17 protein-coding genes are annotated in these 18,092 nt (G+C 68.7%); 9 read left to right on the top strand and 8 right to left on the bottom strand.

What is annotated here, in order from left to right:
* The first annotated feature begins 55 nt into the window (after positions 1–55).
* From QSJ34_RS10920 to pyrH, 6 genes are all read left to right on the top strand, one after another.
* Entirely contained in the window at positions 56–1,135 is a 1,080-nt protein-coding gene (locus tag QSJ34_RS10920) for a hypothetical protein (RefSeq protein ID WP_285575063.1), read from the top strand.
* 94 nt (positions 1,136–1,229) lie between these two features.
* On the top strand, positions 1,230–1,664 hold the full coding sequence (gene rplM / locus QSJ34_RS10915; protein WP_285575061.1) for a 50S ribosomal protein L13: 435 nt from the start codon (positions 1,230–1,232) through the stop codon (positions 1,662–1,664).
* A 13-nt stretch (positions 1,665–1,677) separates the two neighbouring features.
* Positions 1,678–2,070 (top strand): 30S ribosomal protein S9, encoded by a 393-nt coding sequence (rpsI, locus tag QSJ34_RS10910; protein ID WP_285575060.1) that lies wholly within the window; start codon positions 1,678–1,680, stop codon positions 2,068–2,070.
* A gap of 159 nt (positions 2,071–2,229) precedes the next feature.
* Positions 2,230–2,982 (top strand): 30S ribosomal protein S2, encoded by a 753-nt coding sequence (rpsB, locus tag QSJ34_RS10905; protein WP_285575059.1) that lies wholly within the window; start codon positions 2,230–2,232, stop codon positions 2,980–2,982.
* A gap of 87 nt (positions 2,983–3,069) precedes the next feature.
* Positions 3,070–3,720, top strand: a complete 651-nt coding sequence (tsf, locus tag QSJ34_RS10900; RefSeq protein ID WP_285575058.1) for a translation elongation factor Ts — start codon at positions 3,070–3,072, stop codon at positions 3,718–3,720.
* A 79-nt stretch (positions 3,721–3,799) separates the two neighbouring features.
* Positions 3,800–4,504 (top strand): UMP kinase, encoded by a 705-nt coding sequence (pyrH, locus tag QSJ34_RS10895; RefSeq protein WP_285575056.1) that lies wholly within the window; start codon positions 3,800–3,802, stop codon positions 4,502–4,504.
* Between the two features lie 112 nt (positions 4,505–4,616).
* Here the strand turns inward: pyrH and QSJ34_RS10890 are convergent, their stop codons facing one another.
* Both QSJ34_RS10890 and QSJ34_RS10885 read right to left on the bottom strand, forming a co-directional pair.
* Positions 4,617–5,063 carry an SRPBCC family protein gene (locus QSJ34_RS10890; RefSeq protein ID WP_285575054.1) on the bottom strand — a complete coding sequence of 149 codons (447 nt, stop codon included), beginning with the start codon at positions 5,061–5,063 and terminating at the stop codon, positions 4,617–4,619.
* Between the two features lie 90 nt (positions 5,064–5,153).
* Positions 5,154–7,628 carry an ATP-binding protein gene (locus QSJ34_RS10885; RefSeq protein WP_285575052.1) on the bottom strand — a complete coding sequence of 825 codons (2,475 nt, stop codon included), beginning with the start codon at positions 7,626–7,628 and terminating at the stop codon, positions 5,154–5,156.
* A gap of 90 nt (positions 7,629–7,718) precedes the next feature.
* Here QSJ34_RS10885 and QSJ34_RS10880 point away from each other — a divergent pair, with 90 nt between their 5' ends.
* The gene (locus QSJ34_RS10880) at positions 7,719–9,056 is read left to right on the top strand and encodes an FAD-binding oxidoreductase (protein WP_285575050.1); all 1,338 of its coding nucleotides are present in this window, start codon (positions 7,719–7,721) and stop codon (positions 9,054–9,056) included.
* A gap of 45 nt (positions 9,057–9,101) precedes the next feature.
* On the opposite strand, the gene QSJ34_RS10875 is transcribed toward QSJ34_RS10880, so the two are convergent.
* Entirely contained in the window at positions 9,102–10,301 is a 1,200-nt protein-coding gene (locus tag QSJ34_RS10875; RefSeq protein WP_285575048.1) for a response regulator, read from the bottom strand.
* A 130-nt stretch (positions 10,302–10,431) separates the two neighbouring features.
* Here QSJ34_RS10875 and QSJ34_RS10870 point away from each other — a divergent pair, with 130 nt between their 5' ends.
* Positions 10,432–11,091 carry a glycerophosphodiester phosphodiesterase gene (locus QSJ34_RS10870; protein WP_285575046.1) on the top strand — a complete coding sequence of 220 codons (660 nt, stop codon included), beginning with the start codon at positions 10,432–10,434 and terminating at the stop codon, positions 11,089–11,091.
* A gap of 148 nt (positions 11,092–11,239) precedes the next feature.
* Positions 11,240–11,659 (top strand): c-type cytochrome, encoded by a 420-nt coding sequence (locus tag QSJ34_RS10865; RefSeq protein WP_285575044.1) that lies wholly within the window; start codon positions 11,240–11,242, stop codon positions 11,657–11,659.
* Positions 11,660–11,717: 58 nt separating this feature from the next.
* Here the strand turns inward: QSJ34_RS10865 and thrC are convergent, their stop codons facing one another.
* The 5 genes from thrC to QSJ34_RS10840 form a co-directional block, all read right to left on the bottom strand.
* Entirely contained in the window at positions 11,718–12,986 is a 1,269-nt protein-coding gene (gene thrC / locus QSJ34_RS10860) for a threonine synthase (protein WP_285575043.1), read from the bottom strand.
* The gene (locus tag QSJ34_RS10855) at positions 12,983–14,023 is read right to left on the bottom strand and encodes a homoserine kinase (RefSeq protein WP_285575041.1); all 1,041 of its coding nucleotides are present in this window, start codon (positions 14,021–14,023) and stop codon (positions 12,983–12,985) included. The genes thrC and QSJ34_RS10855 overlap by 4 nt, the downstream gene beginning before the upstream one ends.
* Positions 14,023–16,500 (bottom strand): bifunctional aspartate kinase/homoserine dehydrogenase I, encoded by a 2,478-nt coding sequence (gene thrA / locus QSJ34_RS10850; RefSeq protein ID WP_285575037.1) that lies wholly within the window; start codon positions 16,498–16,500, stop codon positions 14,023–14,025. The genes QSJ34_RS10855 and thrA overlap by 1 nt, the downstream gene beginning before the upstream one ends.
* A 68-nt stretch (positions 16,501–16,568) precedes the next feature.
* Positions 16,569–16,700: a hypothetical protein gene (locus QSJ34_RS10845; protein WP_285575035.1), complete on the bottom strand. Its 132-nt coding sequence runs from the start codon at positions 16,698–16,700 to the stop codon at positions 16,569–16,571.
* 31 nt (positions 16,701–16,731) lie between these two features.
* Positions 16,732–18,012, bottom strand: coding sequence for an NTP/NDP exchange transporter (locus QSJ34_RS10840; protein WP_285575033.1), 1,281 nt, complete (start codon positions 18,010–18,012; stop codon positions 16,732–16,734).
* Positions 18,013–18,092 lie beyond the last annotated feature (80 nt).

The raw sequence follows: 18,092 nt of genomic DNA, 5'->3' as shown, positions 1-18,092 counted from the left end.
CCAGGATCATCGACTCTTCCCCATCCCTTGCCAGGACGGGTAGACTCACCGGACCATGTCCCCCCTGCTGATCCTCCGCGTCCACGCCGATCTGCGCCTCGGGCTGGGCCACGTGGCCCGAGCGCTCGCCCTTCAAGAGACCTGGCGCGCCCTGGGCGGTCAGGCCTGCATCGCCGTTTCGGGGGACGACCGCGCCCGCCGCGTGGGCGGCGGCACCCACCCTTTCCTCGAGCAGCCCCTGTCCTGCGAGGCGCAATACCTCGGTGAGGATCTCCACGCGCCAGTGCCCGAGGCGCTGAAGTCCCGCGCCGCGGTGGCCCTCGTGGACCAGTGGGACACGAGCACTCCCTTCCTCCAGGCCCTGCGGCCCCTGAAGGTGGCGGTGATGGAAGACGACACGGACGCCCATGAATGCGCCGACCTCCTCTTCCAGCCCTTCCTCGAAGGGGTCCGCTGGCCCGACCATCCGGTGAAGGTGGTCGACGGCCACAAGGTGCGTCCCTTTGAAACCCGGTCCGGCGCCTGCCGCGTGCTCCGGGGCTCCAGCTTCATCGTCGTGGACAAGGCGGCCGCGGCCCTGCGCCCCAAGCGCATGCCCCTCCAGCCCCTGGCGGTCCACAAGCTGCTGGTCACCTTCGGGGGCAGCGATGGACCCAACCTCGCCCAGAAAGCCTTCGACACCCTCGCCCGGCTCGCCGCGGAGGACCGTTGGCGCGGCGCCTGCACGGTGCTCGCCCCCAACGGCATCCAGGGCGACCCCTTCCCGGGCTGCACGGTGGTCCGCGGCCTGCCCGCACTCACCCGGCGCATCCCCGAGTTCGACGCCATATGGTGCTCGGCGGGCGTGACCCTGGCCGAATCCCTCTGCATGGGCATCCCGGCGGCCGTGTGGGGACAGAACGAACGCCAGCACGGCATCCTGTCCGACCTGGCCATGGCCAACGGTTGCTTCGACCTGGGCGTGGGACCCGAGGCCGACCTGGATATCGTGGCCGAGGCCCTCTCCCAGTGGCTGGGTCCCGAAGGCCAGGACAACCGGCAGGAGCAGGTCCGCGACGGCATGGCCCTGGTGGACGGCCAGGCCGCCTCGCGCATCGCCCAGGAGTTGTGGCGGCTTTCTGAAATCCCGGCTTGACCCCAAGGCCACCCAACGATAAGCTTTCCCTTCTGTGAATTCGCCGCCCATGGGGTGGTGTCTTTGCTGCGCGATTGTGATTCCGGAGCAGGCCATGAGCACGTACTTCCCGAAAGCCAATGATCTCAAGCGCCAGTGGTTCCTGGTGGACGCCACCGGGATTCCCGTCGGCCGCCTGAGCACCGCCGTCGCGGATGTCCTGTCCGGCAAGAACAAGCCGACCTGGACCCCCTTCCTCGACACCGGCGACCACGTCATCGTCATCAACGCCGACAAGGCCGTGCTGACGGGCAAGAAGGGCGTGCAGAAGTTCTACCGCCGCACCACCACCCAGCCCGGCTCCATGAAGGAAGTCAAGGCCCAGGTGATGCAGGCCACCTTCCCCGAGCGCATCATCGAGAGCGCGGTCAAGGGCATGCTGCCCAAGGGCCCCCTCGGTCGGGCGATGTATCGCAAGCTCAAGGTCTACGCGGGCCCCGAGCACGAGCAGTCCGCCCAGCAGCCCCAGATCCTGACCATCCAGAAGTAGAGGCGAGGAACCCATGGCCATTTCCCAGAACTACGGAACCGGTCGCCGCAAGAGCGCGGCCGCTCGCGCCTTCCTGCGCCCTGGCACCGGCAAGATCACCGTCAACGGCCGCAGCCTCGAGAGCTACTTCCCCAATGCCGTGCTCCGCATGATGGTTCACCAGCCCCTCGTGCTGGCCGACCTCGATGGCAAGTTCGACATGATCATCAGCGTCACCGGCGGCGGCCCTGCCGGCCAGGCTTCGGCCATCCGCATGGGCATCTCCCGCGCGCTGCTGGGCTACAACGAGCAGCTCAAGTCCCTCCTGCGCGGCGCCGGCCTCCTGACCCGCGACCCCCGCATGAAGGAACGTAAGAAGCCCGGTCGCAAGGCCGCCCGTCGTCGCTTCCAGTTCAGCAAGCGCTAGTCCGTCTCTGGAAGGGGGAGCCACTCGGTTCCCCCTTCTGTTTTCCCGGTCCGACCTCGAACCTCTTGGGGCGGACGATTCGGGCGAAGGGAACCAACCCGACGCCTTTCATCCCACCCGCGGCATCCTTCGATTCGCCGCTTGACCAGGGAGGCCAGCATGGCTGCCATCCAGATGAAGGAACTGCTTGAAGCCGGTGCCCACTTCGGACACCAGACCAAGCGTTGGAACCCGAAGATGAAGAAGTTCATTTTCGGCGCCCGCAACAGCATCTACATCATCGACCTCCAGAAGACCCTGCGCCTCTGGAACACCGCCGCGAACTTCCTCACGAAGTCCGCCAGCGAAGGGAAGAACTTCCTCTTCGTGGCCACCAAGCCCCAGGCCCAGGAGCTCATCGCCGAGCAGGCCGGCCGCTGCGGCGCCTTCTACGTCAACAACCGCTGGCTGGGCGGCATGCTGACCAACTTCGCGACCATCAAGAAGAGCCTGGAGAAGTTCCGCGAGATCGAGGCCACCCTGGCCGATCCCGCCCGCACGGCCATGCTCTCCAAGAAGGAACTGCTGACCCTGAACCGCACCCGCCTGAAGCTGGAGGCCTCCTTCCACGGCATCCGCGACATGCGCTCGCTGCCCGATGTCATCTTCGTCATCGATCCCCATCGCGAAGACATCGCCGTCACCGAGGCCAAGAAGCTCGGCATCAAGGTCGTGGGCATCGTCGACACCAACTGCGATCCCGACATGGTGGACTACGTGATCCCCGCCAATGACGACGCGATCCGCTCCATCCTGCTCTTCTCCGAGCGCGTGGCCGACTCCATCCTCGAGGGCCGCCAGTCCTTCCGCGACAAGGGCGACAGCGACGAGATGAAGAAGATGATGGCCGAAAAGATGGAAGCCGAGGGCTAGACCCTTTCCCATGACCTTCGTCAGCCATCAGAGGGTTCGCCCGCTGGTGGCTGATGCTCTGAAGCCCCCAATGATTCAGGAGATGACATGGCATTCACCGCCCAAGACGTGAAGACCCTGCGCGAAAAGACCGGCCTCGGCATGATGGATTGCAAGAAGGCCCTGGAAGAGAGCAACGGCGACATGGAACAGGCCAACGAGTGGCTGCGCAAGAAGGGCCTCGCCGCCTCCGCCAAGAAGGCCGACCGCATCGCCGCTGAAGGCATCGTGGAAGCCTACATCCACCCCGGCGGCCGCGTGGGCGTGCTCGTCGAAGTGAACTCCGAGACGGATTTCGTGGCTCGCAACGAGGCCTTCCAGCGCCTGGTGAAGGAAATCGCGATGCACATCGCGGCCGCCGATCCCGCGCCCCGCTTCGTCACCAAGGAAGAGGTCACCCAGGAATTCCTCGACACCGAGAAGCGCATCGCCACCGAGCAGGCCCTGGCCACCGGCAAGCCCGCCAACATCGTCGAGCGCATCGTCGAGGGCAAGATGAACAGCATCTTCAAGGAGGTCTGCCTCCTCGAACAGCCCTTCATCATGAATCCCGACCTCACCATCCAGCAGTACCTGTCCCAGAAGACCGCGGAGATTGGCGAGAAGCTGAGCATCCGCCGCTTCACGAAGTACATCATGGGCGAGGGCCTCGAGAAGCGCAGCGAGAACTTCGCCGCCGAAGTCGCCGCCGCCAAGTAAGGTTCATTTCGACCAAACGAGGGCGGCATCCGTGCCGCCCTTTTTTTGGGCTAGGCTTTATTCAATCTCCGGAGTACCCATGAAATTCAAGCGCATCCTGCTCAAGCTCTCTGGCGAAGCCCTCATGGGCGAGCAGAAGGGCGGCATCGATCCGGCCGTGGTCTCCATGATCGCCGACCAGGTGAAGACCATCTGCGAAATGGGCGTGCAGGTGGGCCTCGTCATCGGCGGTGGCAACATCTTCCGCGGCGTCGCCGGCGCCACCAAGGGCATGGACCGCACGACGGCCGATCACATGGGCATGCTGGCCACCATGATCAACGCCCTGGCCCTGCAGGACTCGCTGGAGCACAAGGGTGTGCACACCCGCACCCTCTCGGGCCTGGAGATGCCCAAGGTTACCGAGACCTACATCCGCCGCCGTGCCACCCGCCACCTCGAGAAGGGCCGCGTCGTCATCTTCGGCGCGGGCACCGGCAACCCCTACTTCAGCACCGACACCGCCGCCGCGCTGCGCGCCAACGAGGTGAACGCCGAGGTGGTCATGAAGGCCACCAACGTGGACGGCATCTACACTGCCGATCCCAAGAAGGATCCGACCGCCACGCGCTTCGACCACATCAGCTTCCAGGAAGTGCTGGAGAAGGGCCTGAAGGTCATGGACGCCCCCGCCATCGCCCTGTGCATGGACAACAAGCTGCCCATCCTCGTCTTCGACATGAACAAGCCCGGCAACCTCGTCGCCGCCGTCAAGGGCGAGGCCGTCGGCACCCTGGTCGACTAAACCGACTGCCCAAAAAAAATCAAACCGCCCATGGCGCGAGTGAAGCACCGGATCGCGATACCGTCCGTGCTTTTCATTCGCGCCCATTCGCGTCATTCGCGGTTTCCTTCCTTCAATCCGGGATGTCGGGCTCGACGAGCTGGGCCAGCAGCGTGAGCGATTCCTGCCAGCCCAGGTAGCAGGCTTCAGTTGGAATGACCTCGGGGACGCCTTCCTGCAGAATGCTGAGTTCGGTGCCGCAGAAGACGGGCCTGAGGGTGATCGTCGTCGTCATCTCGCCGGGCAGGTTGGCGTCCTCGAATTTGTCCGTGTGCCGGATCCGTTCGTGGGGCACCAGCTCGAGGAAGGTCCCGCCGAAGCTGTGGCCGTGGCCGGTGCTGAAGTTCGTGAAGGACATCCGGTACGTGCCGCCAACCTTCGCGTCGAGATGGTGGACCCGGCAGGTGAAGCCATGGGGCGGAAGCCACTTGGCCATGGCGTCGGCATCCAGGAAGGCCCGGTAGATGCGCTCGGGCGCCGCGCGCAGCACCCGATGCAGTCGGATCGTGTTCGTGGGCATGGCCGGTCTCCTTTTCGAAGGTGACGCGTGATGAAGGGGCGGGCATCCCTTGGATGGCCGCGTCCAACGGGCTGTGACGCCCCCTGCAGTTCAGGCCAGGGCTTCCCGCACGCCCGCCAGCAGATCCTCCGCGCTGAAGGGTTTGTGGAGGAAGGTGGCGCGGTGGTCCCTGGTCGCGTCGTGCTGCGTGTACCCGCTCCAACGGATGACGGGGCCGAGGAAGCCCATGGCGCGCATCTCCGCCAGGGCCTCGTCTCCGCCCAGCCGCGGCATGGTCAGGTCCAGCAGCACGAGCCGCAATTCCCGCTGATGGGCCCGGACGTGCTCGACCGCCTCCTGGCCGTCGGCGGCAGCCACCGTTTCGAAGCCCGCGCGCTCCAGCACCCGCCGCGCGAAATCGCGGATGCCGGGTTCGTCGTCGGCCACCAGCACCAGGCCGGCGCCCACCACCTCGCCGACCAGGCCGGGTGCCGTGGTCTCCTCATGCGGCACCAGGCCCTCCTGCGCGGGCAGGTAGATCCGAAAGACGGTGCCCGCCCCCGGGCTGCTCTGGATCTCCACGCCTCCGCCGTGGCCGCGCACGATGCCCTGCATGGCGGCCAGGCCCAGGCCCCGCCCGGCGAACTTGGTGGTGAAGAAGGGATCGAAGATCCGCGCCAGCGTGGCGGCATCCATGCCCGAGCCCGTGTCCGCCACCTCCAGGAAGACGAAGGGCCCCGGCTCCAGGGTCTCGGCCACGCGCAGGCCGGTGACGTCCGTCTCGCCCAGCATGCGCAGACCCGAGCGCAGCGTGATCTGGCCTTCCGCCTCACCGATGGCCTCTGCGGCATTGGTGACGAGGTTCATCACCACCTGGTGGAGCTGGGCCGCATCTCCCGAGACGGGAGGCAGGCCCGCAGCCCATTCGTAGCGAAGGGTGATGGTCTTCGGAATCGAGACGCTGAGCAGCTGGGCGATCTCCTGCACGAGACGATTCAGATCGAGGAGCTGCACCTCGACCCGGCCGCGTCCCGAGTAGGCGAGCATCTGGCGCACCAGGTCCGCCGCGCGGCGGCAGGTGTCCTCGATGTTCCGCAGGCAGGTCGCGGCCACCTCGGGTTCGTCCAGGGCCTCGCGCACCATCCCCGCATTGCCCTGGATGACCGTGAGCAGGTTGTTGAAGTCGTGGGCCACGCCGCCAGCGAGCAGGCCCAGGCTTTCGAGCTTCTGGGCCTCCAGCAGCTTGCGCTCGACCTTGAGTCGGGCCTCGTTGGCCCGCACCCGCTCGGTGACGTCGAAGGCCGTGCCCAGGCCGAGCACGCGGTCGCCCAGGGCCACCGTCCCGGCGGCGAAATCGATCCAGCGGGTCTCGCCCTCCTTCGTCAGGAGCCGGAACTCGTAGCGCAGGGGCACCGAGTCCCCCCGCAGGCGGGCCTGGGCGCGGGAGCGCACGAGCTCCTGATCCAGGGGGTGGACCAGTTTCAGCAGGGGGTGGCCGACGATCTCGCCGAGGGAGTACCCCGTGATCCTCGATCCCGCCTCGTTCATGTACTCGATGCGATCGGAGAAGATGAAGATCGCGCAGGAGGCCGTCTCCGCCACGGACCTGAAGCGCGCCTCGCTTTCTCCCAGCTGGTGGGTCAGCACCTCGAGCCGCGAGCGGCTGTAGGCCAGGAAGAGCGTGAGGGCGAAGGTCAGCAGGCTCAGCGCGGTGCCGGCCACGACCACCATCCGTGGCCGGTTTTGGAAGGTGCCGACGGCGGCCTTGGGCAGGAAGCCGACGACGAGCGTCCAGTACCGGCCTCCGATGATCATGGGCATGTGCCTGGATCCGGGCCGCACCGCCATGGCCGTGCCGTTGGTGGCCAGGCAGAGGTCCCGGTCGTAGATCAACCCGTCCTCGCGGCAGGTGGCGTCGTCATAGATCTCCACGTCCAGTTCCGCGATGGGGCTGGCGCCATACATGGGCCGGAACATCTCGTGGCCATCCGCCACGCAGACCACCAGGCCCTGGAAGCCCGAACGGCGGGCGTCCGTGTGGTTCGGCACGGCGAAATCCCGGAACACCGGAAGCACCAACAGGATGGATGACGCGTGTTCCCCGGGCAGGGTGAGACGGCCGCTGACGGAGAACTCCCCGTGGTCCCGGGCCCGGGAGGCCACCTCCCGGAAGCCCGGCAGCGCGAAGAGGCCGGCGCCGTTGAGCCCCAGGGCCGCGGCATCGGCTTCGGGTTCCAGCAGGGGCAAAGCCGCCGGGCGGCCCTCCAGGGCCTCGCGGGACACATAGCCCATGATGCGGGTGCCGGGGGAAAGGCGCCGGAGTTCGAGGCTCTGCACGAAGGCCCGCCAGTCCTCGGCACCGAGGCGCGGCCGCCCCGCCACGAGGCCCTGGGCCGCGAGCAGCAGCTTGGTCTGTTCCTCGATGCGGTGGTCCACCGCCTCGCGGGTCTGGGCCACGGCGGCATCCAGGCGGCCCACCTGGTAGGCCCGCTCCTGCAGGCGCACGACCCTCCAGGCCCAGGCCGTGCCGCCCAGCCCCAGAAGCAGCACCAGCCAGGGCGTGGCCTGGCCGAGGATCTGGGACATCCATCCTCGGTGGGACCGGGCCGACAGCGCTTGAAACGGAGGCATGAGGGCAGCTTACCTGGGGCCGCATCCTTCCGTCACACTGGAAGTATGGACGTTCTCAAGGGCCTGCCCGAGGCCACCCTCCTGTCGGATCCCGAGGATCTGGAAGCCTATCTCCGGGACGAATCCCATGTGCGCGGCACCGCGCCCCTGGCCGTGGTGAAGCCCCGCGGGCCCGCGGCCCTGCGGGAACTGGTGCGCCTCGCCAAGGCCGAAGGTTTCGGCCTCGTGCCCCGGGGCGCGGGCACGGGCAAGGCCGGTGGCTGCCTGCCCACGGCCCGTACGGTCGTCGTGGACTTCTCCCAGTGGCCCGGCGAGATCGCCGTCTCCCCCCAGGATCTCTGCCTGTACGCCCCCGCCAGCGCGCCCCTGCGCGACGTGAAGGCCGCCGCCGAGGCTCACGGGCTCTTCTATCCGCCGGATCCCAACTCCTGGGAGAGCTGCGCCCTGGGCGGCACCCTGGCCACGAACGCAGGCGGACCCAACGCCTGCAAGTACGGCATGACGCGCCACTGGGTGCTGGCCGTGGACGTGCTGCTGGAGGACGGCGAGATCCACCGCTTCGGCATCAGCAGCGTGAAGGCCAATGCGGGCCCGGCCCTCGGCCAGCTCTTCATCGGCAGCGAGGGCATTTTCGGATTCATCGTCGGTGCCACCCTGCGCCTGGCGCCCCTGCCCCGGGAGCACACGACCCTGCTGCTGCCGGTAAAACGCTGGAGCGACCTGCTGGATCTGCCGGGACGTTTATGCGGCGCGGGTTTCCTGCCCAGCGCCTTCGAGTTTTTCGATCCCGCCGTGCTCGCGGAACTGCGCGCCCACGGCCCCGAAGCGGCCCGGCGCCTGCCCGGGGAGGCCCTGGCCATCCTCGAATTCGACGAGCGGGGCTGCCGCTCTGACGCCTTTCTCGAAGGCCTGCTGGACCTGCTGGGCCCCGTCTCCGAGGGCCTGGAAGTCGCCACCGACGAGCGGCAGCGGCAGGACATCTGGGCCGTGCGCCGCATGACGAGCGTCTTCCTGAAGGAACGCCATCCCAAGAAGGTGAGCGAAGACATCGTCGTGCCCCGCAGCCGCCTGCGCGAATTCTTCGAGGGCCTCGAGCGCCTGGGCTGTCCCGCCGTGACCTACGGCCACCTGGGCGATGGCAACCTGCACGTGAACCTGCTGGCCGCCGGCGAGACCGAGCCCGGCCTGCTGGACACCCAGCTCATGGGCCTCTTCCGCCTCGCCGTGAGCCTCGGCGGCACCCTCAGCGGCGAGCACGGCATCGGCCTCGCCAAGCGCGAGGCCTTCCTCGCCCTCGGCGACCCGGCCCACATCCAGACCCTCCGCAGCCTCAAGCAGGCTCTGGATCCCCAGGGCATCTTCAATCCCGGGAAGGTCATCTAGAGGGTCCGCCCGCTCAGCTTCCGGCCGCGTTCCGGTGCCTCAGATTCACACGTACGAATTGGACTCGCTGGTGTCCAGGGCCAGGCAGGCTTTCCATCGCTCGAAGCGCGCGGAATCGCTCAGGGCATGCGGATGCAGGCCCCATCGGCCGTCCGCGAAGATGCCCGCCATGGCCCCGCCGCCATGGCGGGCGTCCGACAGGTGCAGGGCCAGCGACAGCGGGAAGCCCTCGCCCGCGGCGGGCGGGGCGTGGTGCTCCCGGACGGGCCGGCAGAACGTGGGTGGAAGCCCCCAGAGGCTGAGAAGGTGGGCACCGATCTGGGCGTGGTCCACGCCGTAGGTATCGTGTTCCAGCACGGCCAGGGGAATCCGGCTCGATTGGGCCTGCTGGAGGATGCCCTGGTAGCGACCCACCGGATCCGTGGCCAGCACCACGAGCCCGATGTCATGCAGCAGGCCCACGGAAAAGGCCAGGTCCGTCAGTTGCGTTTCGCCCTCCAGGGCCGCCAGCTTGCGCACCCCCATGGCCACCTGGAAGGAGTGGAACCAGAGCTGCTCCAGATCCAGCCCCTGGGGGCTCGGCGACTCGAAGCTGGAGATGAAGCCGCGGAACAGCACGAGGGATTTCAGGGAATCCACCCCCAGCATGGCGAGGGCCTGGCCGATGTCGACCACGGGCCGGTTCGAGCCGAAATGCCCCGAGTTGGCCAGCTTCAGCACCTGGCTGGCCATGCCGAGGTCGCGGCGGATCAGCCGGGCGACTTCGCCCATGCCCGCCTCGTCGCGGTGCAGCAGGTCCACGAGTTCCGCGTAGAGGCTCGGCAGGCTCGGCACCTGCCTCAGGCCGCCCACGAAGGCGCGGACGGCGCGCACATTGGTCGCGTCGTCCTCGATGTCCAGGCTTTCCACCACCCCGATGAGGAATTCCGCCTCCACAGGCTTGGCGAAGAGCCGGTGCAGATCGCCATCGCCATCTTCAGGCCACTCCGAGGCGGCCTGGTCTCCCAGGGCGATGCGCACGGCGCCCGGCTGCATCTTCCGCACCCGGCGGAACAGGTCGATCCCCTCCATGGTCCCGAGCTTCAGTTCCGCGATCACGATATCGACGGCATCGCGGTCCAGCACCTCCAGCGCCTGGGCGCCCGTCGTCGCCAGGATCACCTCCCAGCCGCGGTGGCGCCTCCAGAAGACCTGGCGCAGGCGCTGCAGCATGGTCTCGTCGCCATCCACCAGCAGGATCCGCATGTATTGATTCCTCCCCTGGGACGCCCCGGCGCGGAAATCCCTTCATCGGCAGGGGAGGGCTCGAAGTCGAATCCTGTCCAACTGCCCGTGTCATTTCCAGGCAAAATCAAGCCTCCGCCTGGGAGTTTCCATGTCCTCCGCCCGTCCCCTCCTGCTCGGCCACCGCGGCCTGTCCTCGAAGCACCTGGAGAATTCCATGGAGGCCTTCCGCGCGGCCCTGGCCGCGGGCATGGACGGCTTCGAGCTGGATGTCCAGCCCACCCGCGACGGCGTCTGCCTCGTGCTGCACGACGAGGACCTGGCCCGCACGGCGAACGGATCGGGCCTCCTGCGCCACATGAAGGCCACGGAACTGCCCGCCCTCAAGAACGGCGAGCCCCTGCCGCGCCTGGCCGATGTCCTCGACCTGCCCGCCCGGCTCATCAACGTCGAACTCAAGGGCGAACCCGGCTGGCAGCAGGCCCTCGCCGCGGTGGAAGCCGCCGAGGCGCTGGACCGCGTGCTGTTCAGCAGTTTCGAGCACAGCGAGGTCCTGCAGCTCTGGGCCGCCTGCGAATCCGCCCGCTGCGGCTTCCTCTGGGAAACCGACGAGGCCCTGGAGCTCAGTGCCGAAGAACTGGCCGACCTGCCCGCGGCCCTCTGGTTCCACCCCCCCCTCAAGGCCGTGAAGGCCCGGCCCGAACTCTGGGCCCCCCATGCCGGCCGCCTGGCCCTGTGGGGCATGAAGACCCCCGCCGAAGCCAAGGACCTGCCCTTCCAGCCCGCCGCCCTCATTGCCGACGGCATCTGAACGGGGAAAAACAGGCCCCTCGGGATCTGTGCCCTCCATCACTGGCCATTCCGCACCGGCGAACCCAACCTATGGCCGATGCCCTGGCCGGGGCCCCGCCTCGGGCCGTTCGATCGTCATCCCCCCTCGACGAATCCCTGGAGCCCCCATGTCCCGTTCCGCTGCCGCATTCCTCCTGGCGGGCGTCTTCGCCCTATCCGCGTCGGCCCAGGCCGAAATCAAGAAGGTCCCTGCGCGCTACACCTCGCCCGCTTCCGGCGCCGAGATGTACGCGTCCTACTGCGCCAGCTGCCACGGCCCCAAGGGCCAGGGCGACGGCCCCGTCGCCGCGCACCTGAAGACGCCGGTGCCGGACCTCACCCAGCTCTCCAAGCAGAACAAGGGCGTCTTCCCCAAGGAGCGCGTGGGCCAGGTGATCCGCGGCGAAGCGGGCGTCCAGACCCACGGCCTGCGCGAGATGCCCGTGTGGGGGCCCTTCTTCCGCACCATGAACAACAGTCAGGAACCCGTCGTCCGCATCCGCGTCGCCAACCTCACCCAATACCTCGAAAGCCTGCAGGCCAAGTAGCCTCAGGCTCGACGTCCCCGGCCCGAGGTTTCGGGCCCGAAGTCTCAGGCCCGATGCCTCAACTCAGCCGGCGCTTCAGGGCCGCCTGATCCGCCGGCAGCGGTTCGTTCAACAGGGGCCGGGACAGCAGGTCGCCCAGCGCCTTCGGCAGCGGAATCTCGCGGCCGAGGGCGGGGGCCAGGGCCTCGCGGAACTTCGCCGGGTGGGCCGTCGCGAGGAAGATGCCCCGCTCACCCCCGCGCAGGTTGGCGCGAAGCACGCGGTGGGCCACGGCCCCGTGGGGATCCGCCAGATAGCCCGCGCGATCAAGTTCGACCACGGTGGCTTCCGTCTCCGCATCGCTGCAGCTGCCCCAGCGCAGGGCCGCGGCCATGGCGTCGTGATCGCCCTTGAACAGCGCGTGGATGCGCTCCCAGTTGCTGGGCGAACCCACGTCCATGGCGTTGGAGAGCGTGGCCACCGAGGGTCGCGGCTGGTACCGGCCGGTGTCAAGATAGTCCGGCACCACGCGGTTGGCGTTGGTGGACGCCACGAAGGCGTGGATGGGTGCGCCCATGGCCTGGGCCCAGAGGCCCGCCGTAAGGTTGCCGAAGTTGCCGCTGGGCACGGACACCACCAGGGGCGCCTCCCCATCGGCCTGGGCCGCCGCTTCGAAGTAGTAGAGCGTCTGGGCCAGCAGCCGCGCGATGTTGATGCTGTTGGCCGAGGTGAGGCCCAGCTCTGCGACCAGCTCCGCATCCTCGAAGGCGCCCTTCACCAGCCGCTGGCAGTCGTCGAAACTGCCCTCCACGGCGAGGGCCAGCACATTCCCGCCGCAGGTGGCGAACTGGCGCTCCTGCAAGGGTGACACGCGGCCCGCGGGGTAGAGCACCACCACCTGCACGCCGGGCAGGCCGTGGAAGGCGCTGGCCACCGCCGCACCCGTATCGCCCGACGTGGCCGTGAGCACCGTGCGGCCCCGCCCACCCGTGCCCAGCGCCAGCACGCGCGCCAGGAAGCGGGCGCCGAAATCCTTGAAGGCCAGCGTGGGCCCGTGGAAGAGTTCCAGCGCCGAGATGCGATCATCCACCTTCACCAGCGGCGCGGGAAAAGTGAAGGCGGAGCGCGCCAGGTCCTCGATGACGGCGCGGGGGAATTCATCGCCGAGCAGGCGGTGGAGGATCTCCGTGGAGCGCGTGGCGAAGCCTGATTTCATCAGGTCGGGGACATCCTCGAAATGCGGAAGGGCCTCCGGCACGTAGAGGCCGCCATCCGGCGCGAGGCCCGCATGGACCGCTTCGAGGAAGGTGGCGCCGAGTGTGGATGTGCGTGTGCTGAGCAGCTTCATGGATGGGCCTCGCGCCAGGGGTGTCGTGAACCGGGGGTGAGGACGCGAGCGCCTTCGGGGTCCAGGGCGCAGACCCAGCCCTGGCTGCCGAGGCCCGCCTCCTCGAAGGCGATCTGCATGGCGGATGCGATGGCGGAGGCCTGGGCCTCGTCCTCGACCACCGCGAACACCGATGGCCCCGAGCCCGATAGGCTGCAGCCCAGGGCGCCCAGGCCCATCGCCGCCGCCTGGGCCGCGCGGAAGCCGGGCACCAGGGGCGCGCGGTGCACCTCCACGATGGGATCGCGCAGGCAGCGCGCCAGCAGCGCGCGGTCGCGGGTGTGCAGCGCGTGGACGAGGCTCGCGAGGTTGCCCGCGAAGTCCACCGCTTCACCCCAGCCCGGCCGCTCGGGCAGCGCCTTGCGGCTGTCCGCCGTGGCCAGCTGGCAGTCGGGATGCACCACCACCAGCAGGAGATCCGAGGGCCAGGGCAGGCGCCGCGCGGCGGGCGCGCCCTCGCGGCCCGGCACCATGAGTTGCAGTCCCCCGAGCAGGGAGGGCGCCACGTTGTCCAGATGCCGGTCGCCGCTGGTGAAGCCTTCGGCCCTTCCCGCCAGATCCAGCAGCTCCGAGCCGCGCAGGGGATCGCCGCAGAGGGCCTGGAGGCCCACGAGGGTGGCCACGATGGAGCTGGCGCTGGAACCCAGACCGCTGGACACGGGCAGCCGTTTCTCCAGCGTGATGGCGAAGGGCCCGGCCTCGCCGCCGGCCGCGCGCACGGCCTCGACGAAGAAATCTCGCGCCCGCAGCACCAGGTTGGGCCGCCGGTCGTCCGCCAGGGCGGCGGCGAAAGGACCCGTCACCCGGAAGCTGGATTCCGGGGCGCGGGCCACCTGCACCAGATCCCCCAGCAGGCGGCCGTCCAGGGGCGCGAGGGCCGCGCCCATCAGATCGAATCCCGCGGCCATGTTGCCGATGCTCGCGGGCGCGTAGGCCACCAGGCCCGGCGTCGACGATCCAGATAGGGATTCGGAAAGGGTTTCGGAAAGCCCCGTCATCACAGCCTCCGCGCGGGCCGGGCGCCGGGGGGCACCAGGCGCAGGATGTCGGCCAGCACGCCCGCCGCCGTCACCTCGGCGCCTGCGCCGTACCCGCGGATCACCATGGGATGGGGCTGATAGCGCTCGGTGAGCAGGGCCAGGGCGTTTTCGCCGCCCTTGATGGCGATGAAGGGATGATCGGCATCCACGGGCAGCAGGCCCACGCGACAACCGCTGTCCGAAAGGGAGCCCACGTAACGCAGGGTCTTGCCTTCGGCTTTCAGCGCGGTGAGACGCTCGCGGAAGGCGGCGTCCAGTTGCGGCAGGCGCGCCATGAAGGTGGGGATGTCGCCGCTGGCGTCGAAGTCCGCCGGCAACAGACCCTCCACCACTACGTCCTCCAGCTCCAGCTCGCGGCCCAGCTCCCGGGCCAGGATGAGGAGCTTGCGCGCCACGTCCATGCCGCTGAGGTCGTCGCGGGGATCGGGCTCCGTGAAGCCGCTTTCCTTGGCCCTGCGCACAGCCTCCGAAAGGGCCACGCCCTCGCCGAGCAGGCCGAGGATGTACGACATGGAGCCCGACAGGATGCCCTCGGCCCGCAGCACGCGGTCCCCCGTGAGCACCAGGTTCTTCACGGTGTCGATGATGGGCAGGCCCGCGCCGACATTGGCTTCGTAGAGGAAGCGGAGGCCCCGGCGGGAGGATCTGCGGCGCAGTTCGCGGTAGAAGGCCTGGGTGCTACTGTTGGCCTTCTTGTTGGCGGCCACCACGTGGAAGCCCGCGTCGAACAGTTCCGGATAGCGGGCCGCCAGTTCGCCACTGGTGCTGCAGTCCACCAGCACGGCGAGGGAGGGCGGCCCCTCCCGCACGATCTCCATGAGGCGGTCCAGATCCATGGGCTCGCCCTCTATCAGCGCGTCGCGCCAGCGGGACAGGTCGAGGCCCTTCGGATCCACCTTCATGCGGCGGCTCGTGGCCACCGTGGTCACGCGCAGATCGAGCCCCTGGGCCAGCAGCTGATCGTGCTGGCGCCGGATCTGGCCCAGCAGGCTGCCGCCCACGTTGCCCGCGCCCAGCAGGTGGACGTCCACCACCACCTGGGTCTGGAAGAAACGCCGGTGGATGTGGGCCATGGCGCGGGCGCCGCTGGCCTCCTCCACCACCGCCGAAATGATGCGTTCGCTGGCGCCCTGGGCGATGGCGACGACGTTGCAGCCCACCTCGGCCAGCGCATCGAAGAAGGTGCCCGCGATGCCGGGGCGGGTGCGCATGCCGTCGCCTACGATGCTGAGCACTGACAGGCCCGTGTGCAGGGTGATGGGATCCAGGAACCCCGCGGAGAGCTCCGCCGGAAAGGCCTCTTCGAGGGCCGCCACCGCCGCGGCACCATCGGCCCGGCGCACGGCGAAGCAGATGGAGAGTTCGGAGGAGCTTTGCGTGATGAGCACGACGGAGATGCCCCTGCGCGCCAGGGCGCCGAACACGCGGCCGGCGATGCCGGGCACGCCAGGCATGCCCGGGCCCGTGAGGTTCACGATGGACAGGTCGCGCAGGAAGGAGAGGCCCCGCACGCCGCTGGGGGGCGGCGGCACCTGCTCGCGGATCAGCGTGCCCGGATGGTCGGGCTCGAAGCTGCTGCACACGCGCACGGGGATGCCGCATTCGCGCACGGGCGGGATGGTCTTCGGATGAAGCACCTTGGCGCCGAAGTAGGAAAGCTCCATGGCCTCCTCGAAGCTGGCCTCCGGCAACGGAAAGGCCTCGGGCACGAGGGAGGGATCGGCGCTGTAGAGGCCGACGACATCCGTCCAGATCTCCAGCAGATCCGCGCCCAGCGCGGCGGCGGCCAGGGCCGCGCTGTGGTCCGATCCGCCCCGTCCCAGCGAAAGGATCCGCCCCTGGGCGTCGCCGCCGAAAAAGCCCGGCAGCACCCAGAGGCCGCCTTCACCCGCCTTCACGTCGGCGAAGCAGGCTTCGATCTCGGCCATGCGGGGACGGGCCTGCAGGGGATCGCCCTCCACCTTGATGTGCGCCACGGGATCGAGGTAGCGCGGTGCCAGGCCGCGGGCCTTCAGCAGACCCACGAGGATGGCGCATGCGGCCCGCTCGCCCAGACTCGAAACCTGGGCCAGCACCGAGGGCGGGCCCTCTTCCAGCAGGGCCATGCCGTGCAAGAGGCGGCGGCCCAGGGTTTCGAGGGCCTCCAGCTGCTCGCGCACGGTCGCGGCTTCGACGCCCAGGTCGCCGGCCAGATCGGCCACCACGTCCGCGTGCCGCGCCCGGAAGCCCGCGAGCAGCTCATCGGCCGCCTCGCGATCCGGCACGTGCCCCCCGTGCAGCAGCAGGTTCGTGACGCCGGCCATGGCCGAGGCGACGACGCAGACGCGGTGACTGGCGCGCGCGCGGGCCACCAGGTCCGCCACCTGACGGAACCGGTCCGCGCCGGCCATGCTGGTGCCGCCGAATTTCATGACGCGGATGGGTTGGCTGGACATGGGCGCTCCGGAAAACGAAAAGCCCCGCGGGGTTGGCGCGGGGCTGAGTCTGAGGGTTGGGAATCAGGTCAGGTGCCCCGCACGGCCAGATGGTTCGTCGTAATACCAATGGTACCCGTGGTGCAGAAGGCGGTGCGGAAGCCTTCCCGGCCGCCGAAGGGGGCGGAAGTCAGGGAGACCTTGGTCACGGGAAACGACATGTCCGCCATCATCCGGGAAGCGACAGAAAAGTCAACCCGGAACCTCGTTCGAAACACCTTTCACCCGCCGCCCGAGGGCCCAGGCACTGCCCAGCCACAGGCCCGAACAGCCCACCGTGGCGAGGCCCAGGGGGATGGCCAGGGCTGCCAGCGCCGTGGGCGCCCACACGCCCAGCAGGTCGCCGCCGCGGTAGATGAAGGTGTCGATGAAGGGCTTCGATTTGTAGCGTTCTTCGGGCCCGAGCGGAATGTAGAGGATCTCGCGGGCCGGGCGGTCCACGGCATAGTGCAGGCCGCGGCGCAGGATCTGGAAGACGGCCATGACGCCGAAGGTGGGCCACACCCACAGGGCGCCAAAGCCCGCCAGCGTCAGCACGGGCAGGATCGCCAGCACCACGGGGATGCCGAAGGCCGTGATGATGCGCCCCGTCAGCAGGATCTGCGTCGCCAGCGTGAGCACGTTCACCCAGACGTCGATGCGCGCGAAGGCGGCGGTCCGCGCCGCCGTGCCGCTGAAGGTGCGCTCGACGATGGCGCCCTGCTGCAGGTAGAGGAAGGTGCTCGTGATGGTGAAGAGCAGGATGTAGGCGCAGATGAGCTGCAGGTAGCGCGAGGTCGCGATGAGGCGCAGGCCCTCCAGCGGCCCGGGCCCCGGCTCGCGCGCGCCTTGGGCCGCGTCGCCCAGGTGGAAGAGGGCCACGAGGCGATTCACGCATTGCACGGCCAGTTCCAGCGTGAGCATGGACAGCAGCAGCAGCGAGAGCGGATCCACCTTCATCGGCAGCCCACCGAGCGTGAATCCCTTCGTGAGCGCGCCCGTCAACGCCGCGCCGGCGATGGCGCCGAGGGTACCGCCCGTGGCGATGAAGCCGAAGAGGCGCTTGCCCTGGGCTTCGGACCACACGTCCGACATGAGGCCCCAGAACACCGAGACGACGAAGAGGTTGAAGACACTGAGCCAGATGTAGAACGCGTAGCCCAGAGCCGCGCCGCCGCGCTGGGGCAGGAAGCGGAAGGCCAGGAAGAAGGCCAACATGTTGAGCGCGAAGAAGCGGTAGGCCCAGGGGATGAAGCGCCGCCGCGGCAGCCTCGAGACGAGGGTGGCGAAGGCCGGGTTGGCGAGCACCATGGCCAGCAGGGTGCCCGTCATCAGCCAGGGCAGCTTGTCGGCGCCCCGGGCGATGCCGATGGCCTCGCGCACGGGCCGCAGCAGGTAATAGCCGAAGAACAGCAGGAAGAAGTACAGCGCGGACCAGAGCAGGGCCGGGACTTCGCCCTCTTCGATCATCACGAGGCGGCGGAGGAGCTTCATGGGAGGTCCGGAAAAGAGGTTGCGGGAGCGGCTGGAGGGAGTATATATCGATTCACGATGTATCAACCCTTTCCCCATCG

This window comes from Geothrix limicola (assembly GCF_030268085.1).
Classification (GTDB): Bacteria; Acidobacteriota; Holophagae; order Holophagales; family Holophagaceae; genus Geothrix; species Geothrix limicola.
The sequence above is the reverse complement of the archived record's forward strand: the minus strand, read 5'-3'. Positions and strand labels throughout refer to the sequence as shown.

Bases quoted from the DNA above. Each gene is read 5' to 3' on its own strand.
- QSJ34_RS10865 (WP_285575044.1), top strand. From the start codon at position 11,240: ATGTCCCGTTCCGCTGCCGCATTCCTCCTGGCGGGCGTCTTCGCCCTA.
- QSJ34_RS10920 (WP_285575063.1), top strand. From the start codon at position 56: ATGTCCCCCCTGCTGATCCTCCGCGTCCACGCCGATCTGCGCCTCGGG.
- QSJ34_RS10875 (WP_285575048.1), bottom strand. From the start codon at position 10,301: ATGCGGATCCTGCTGGTGGATGGCGACGAGACCATGCTGCAGCGCCTG.
- QSJ34_RS10855 (WP_285575041.1), bottom strand. From the start codon at position 14,023: ATGACGGGGCTTTCCGAAACCCTTTCCGAATCCCTATCTGGATCGTCG.
- tsf (WP_285575058.1), top strand. From the start codon at position 3,070: ATGGCATTCACCGCCCAAGACGTGAAGACCCTGCGCGAAAAGACCGGC.
- QSJ34_RS10890 (WP_285575054.1), bottom strand. From the start codon at position 5,063: ATGCCCACGAACACGATCCGACTGCATCGGGTGCTGCGCGCGGCGCCC.
- QSJ34_RS10840 (WP_285575033.1), bottom strand. From the start codon at position 18,012: ATGAAGCTCCTCCGCCGCCTCGTGATGATCGAAGAGGGCGAAGTCCCG.
- thrA (WP_285575037.1), bottom strand. From the start codon at position 16,500: ATGTCCAGCCAACCCATCCGCGTCATGAAATTCGGCGGCACCAGCATG.
- QSJ34_RS10880 (WP_285575050.1), top strand. From the start codon at position 7,719: ATGGACGTTCTCAAGGGCCTGCCCGAGGCCACCCTCCTGTCGGATCCC.
- rpsI (WP_285575060.1), top strand. From the start codon at position 1,678: ATGGCCATTTCCCAGAACTACGGAACCGGTCGCCGCAAGAGCGCGGCC.
- thrC (WP_285575043.1), bottom strand. From the start codon at position 12,986: ATGAAGCTGCTCAGCACACGCACATCCACACTCGGCGCCACCTTCCTC.
- rplM (WP_285575061.1), top strand. From the start codon at position 1,230: ATGAGCACGTACTTCCCGAAAGCCAATGATCTCAAGCGCCAGTGGTTC.
- QSJ34_RS10885 (WP_285575052.1), bottom strand. From the start codon at position 7,628: ATGTCCCAGATCCTCGGCCAGGCCACGCCCTGGCTGGTGCTGCTTCTG.
- QSJ34_RS10845 (WP_285575035.1), bottom strand. From the start codon at position 16,700: ATGTCGTTTCCCGTGACCAAGGTCTCCCTGACTTCCGCCCCCTTCGGC.
- pyrH (WP_285575056.1), top strand. From the start codon at position 3,800: ATGAAATTCAAGCGCATCCTGCTCAAGCTCTCTGGCGAAGCCCTCATG.
- QSJ34_RS10870 (WP_285575046.1), top strand. From the start codon at position 10,432: ATGTCCTCCGCCCGTCCCCTCCTGCTCGGCCACCGCGGCCTGTCCTCG.
- rpsB (WP_285575059.1), top strand. From the start codon at position 2,230: ATGGCTGCCATCCAGATGAAGGAACTGCTTGAAGCCGGTGCCCACTTC.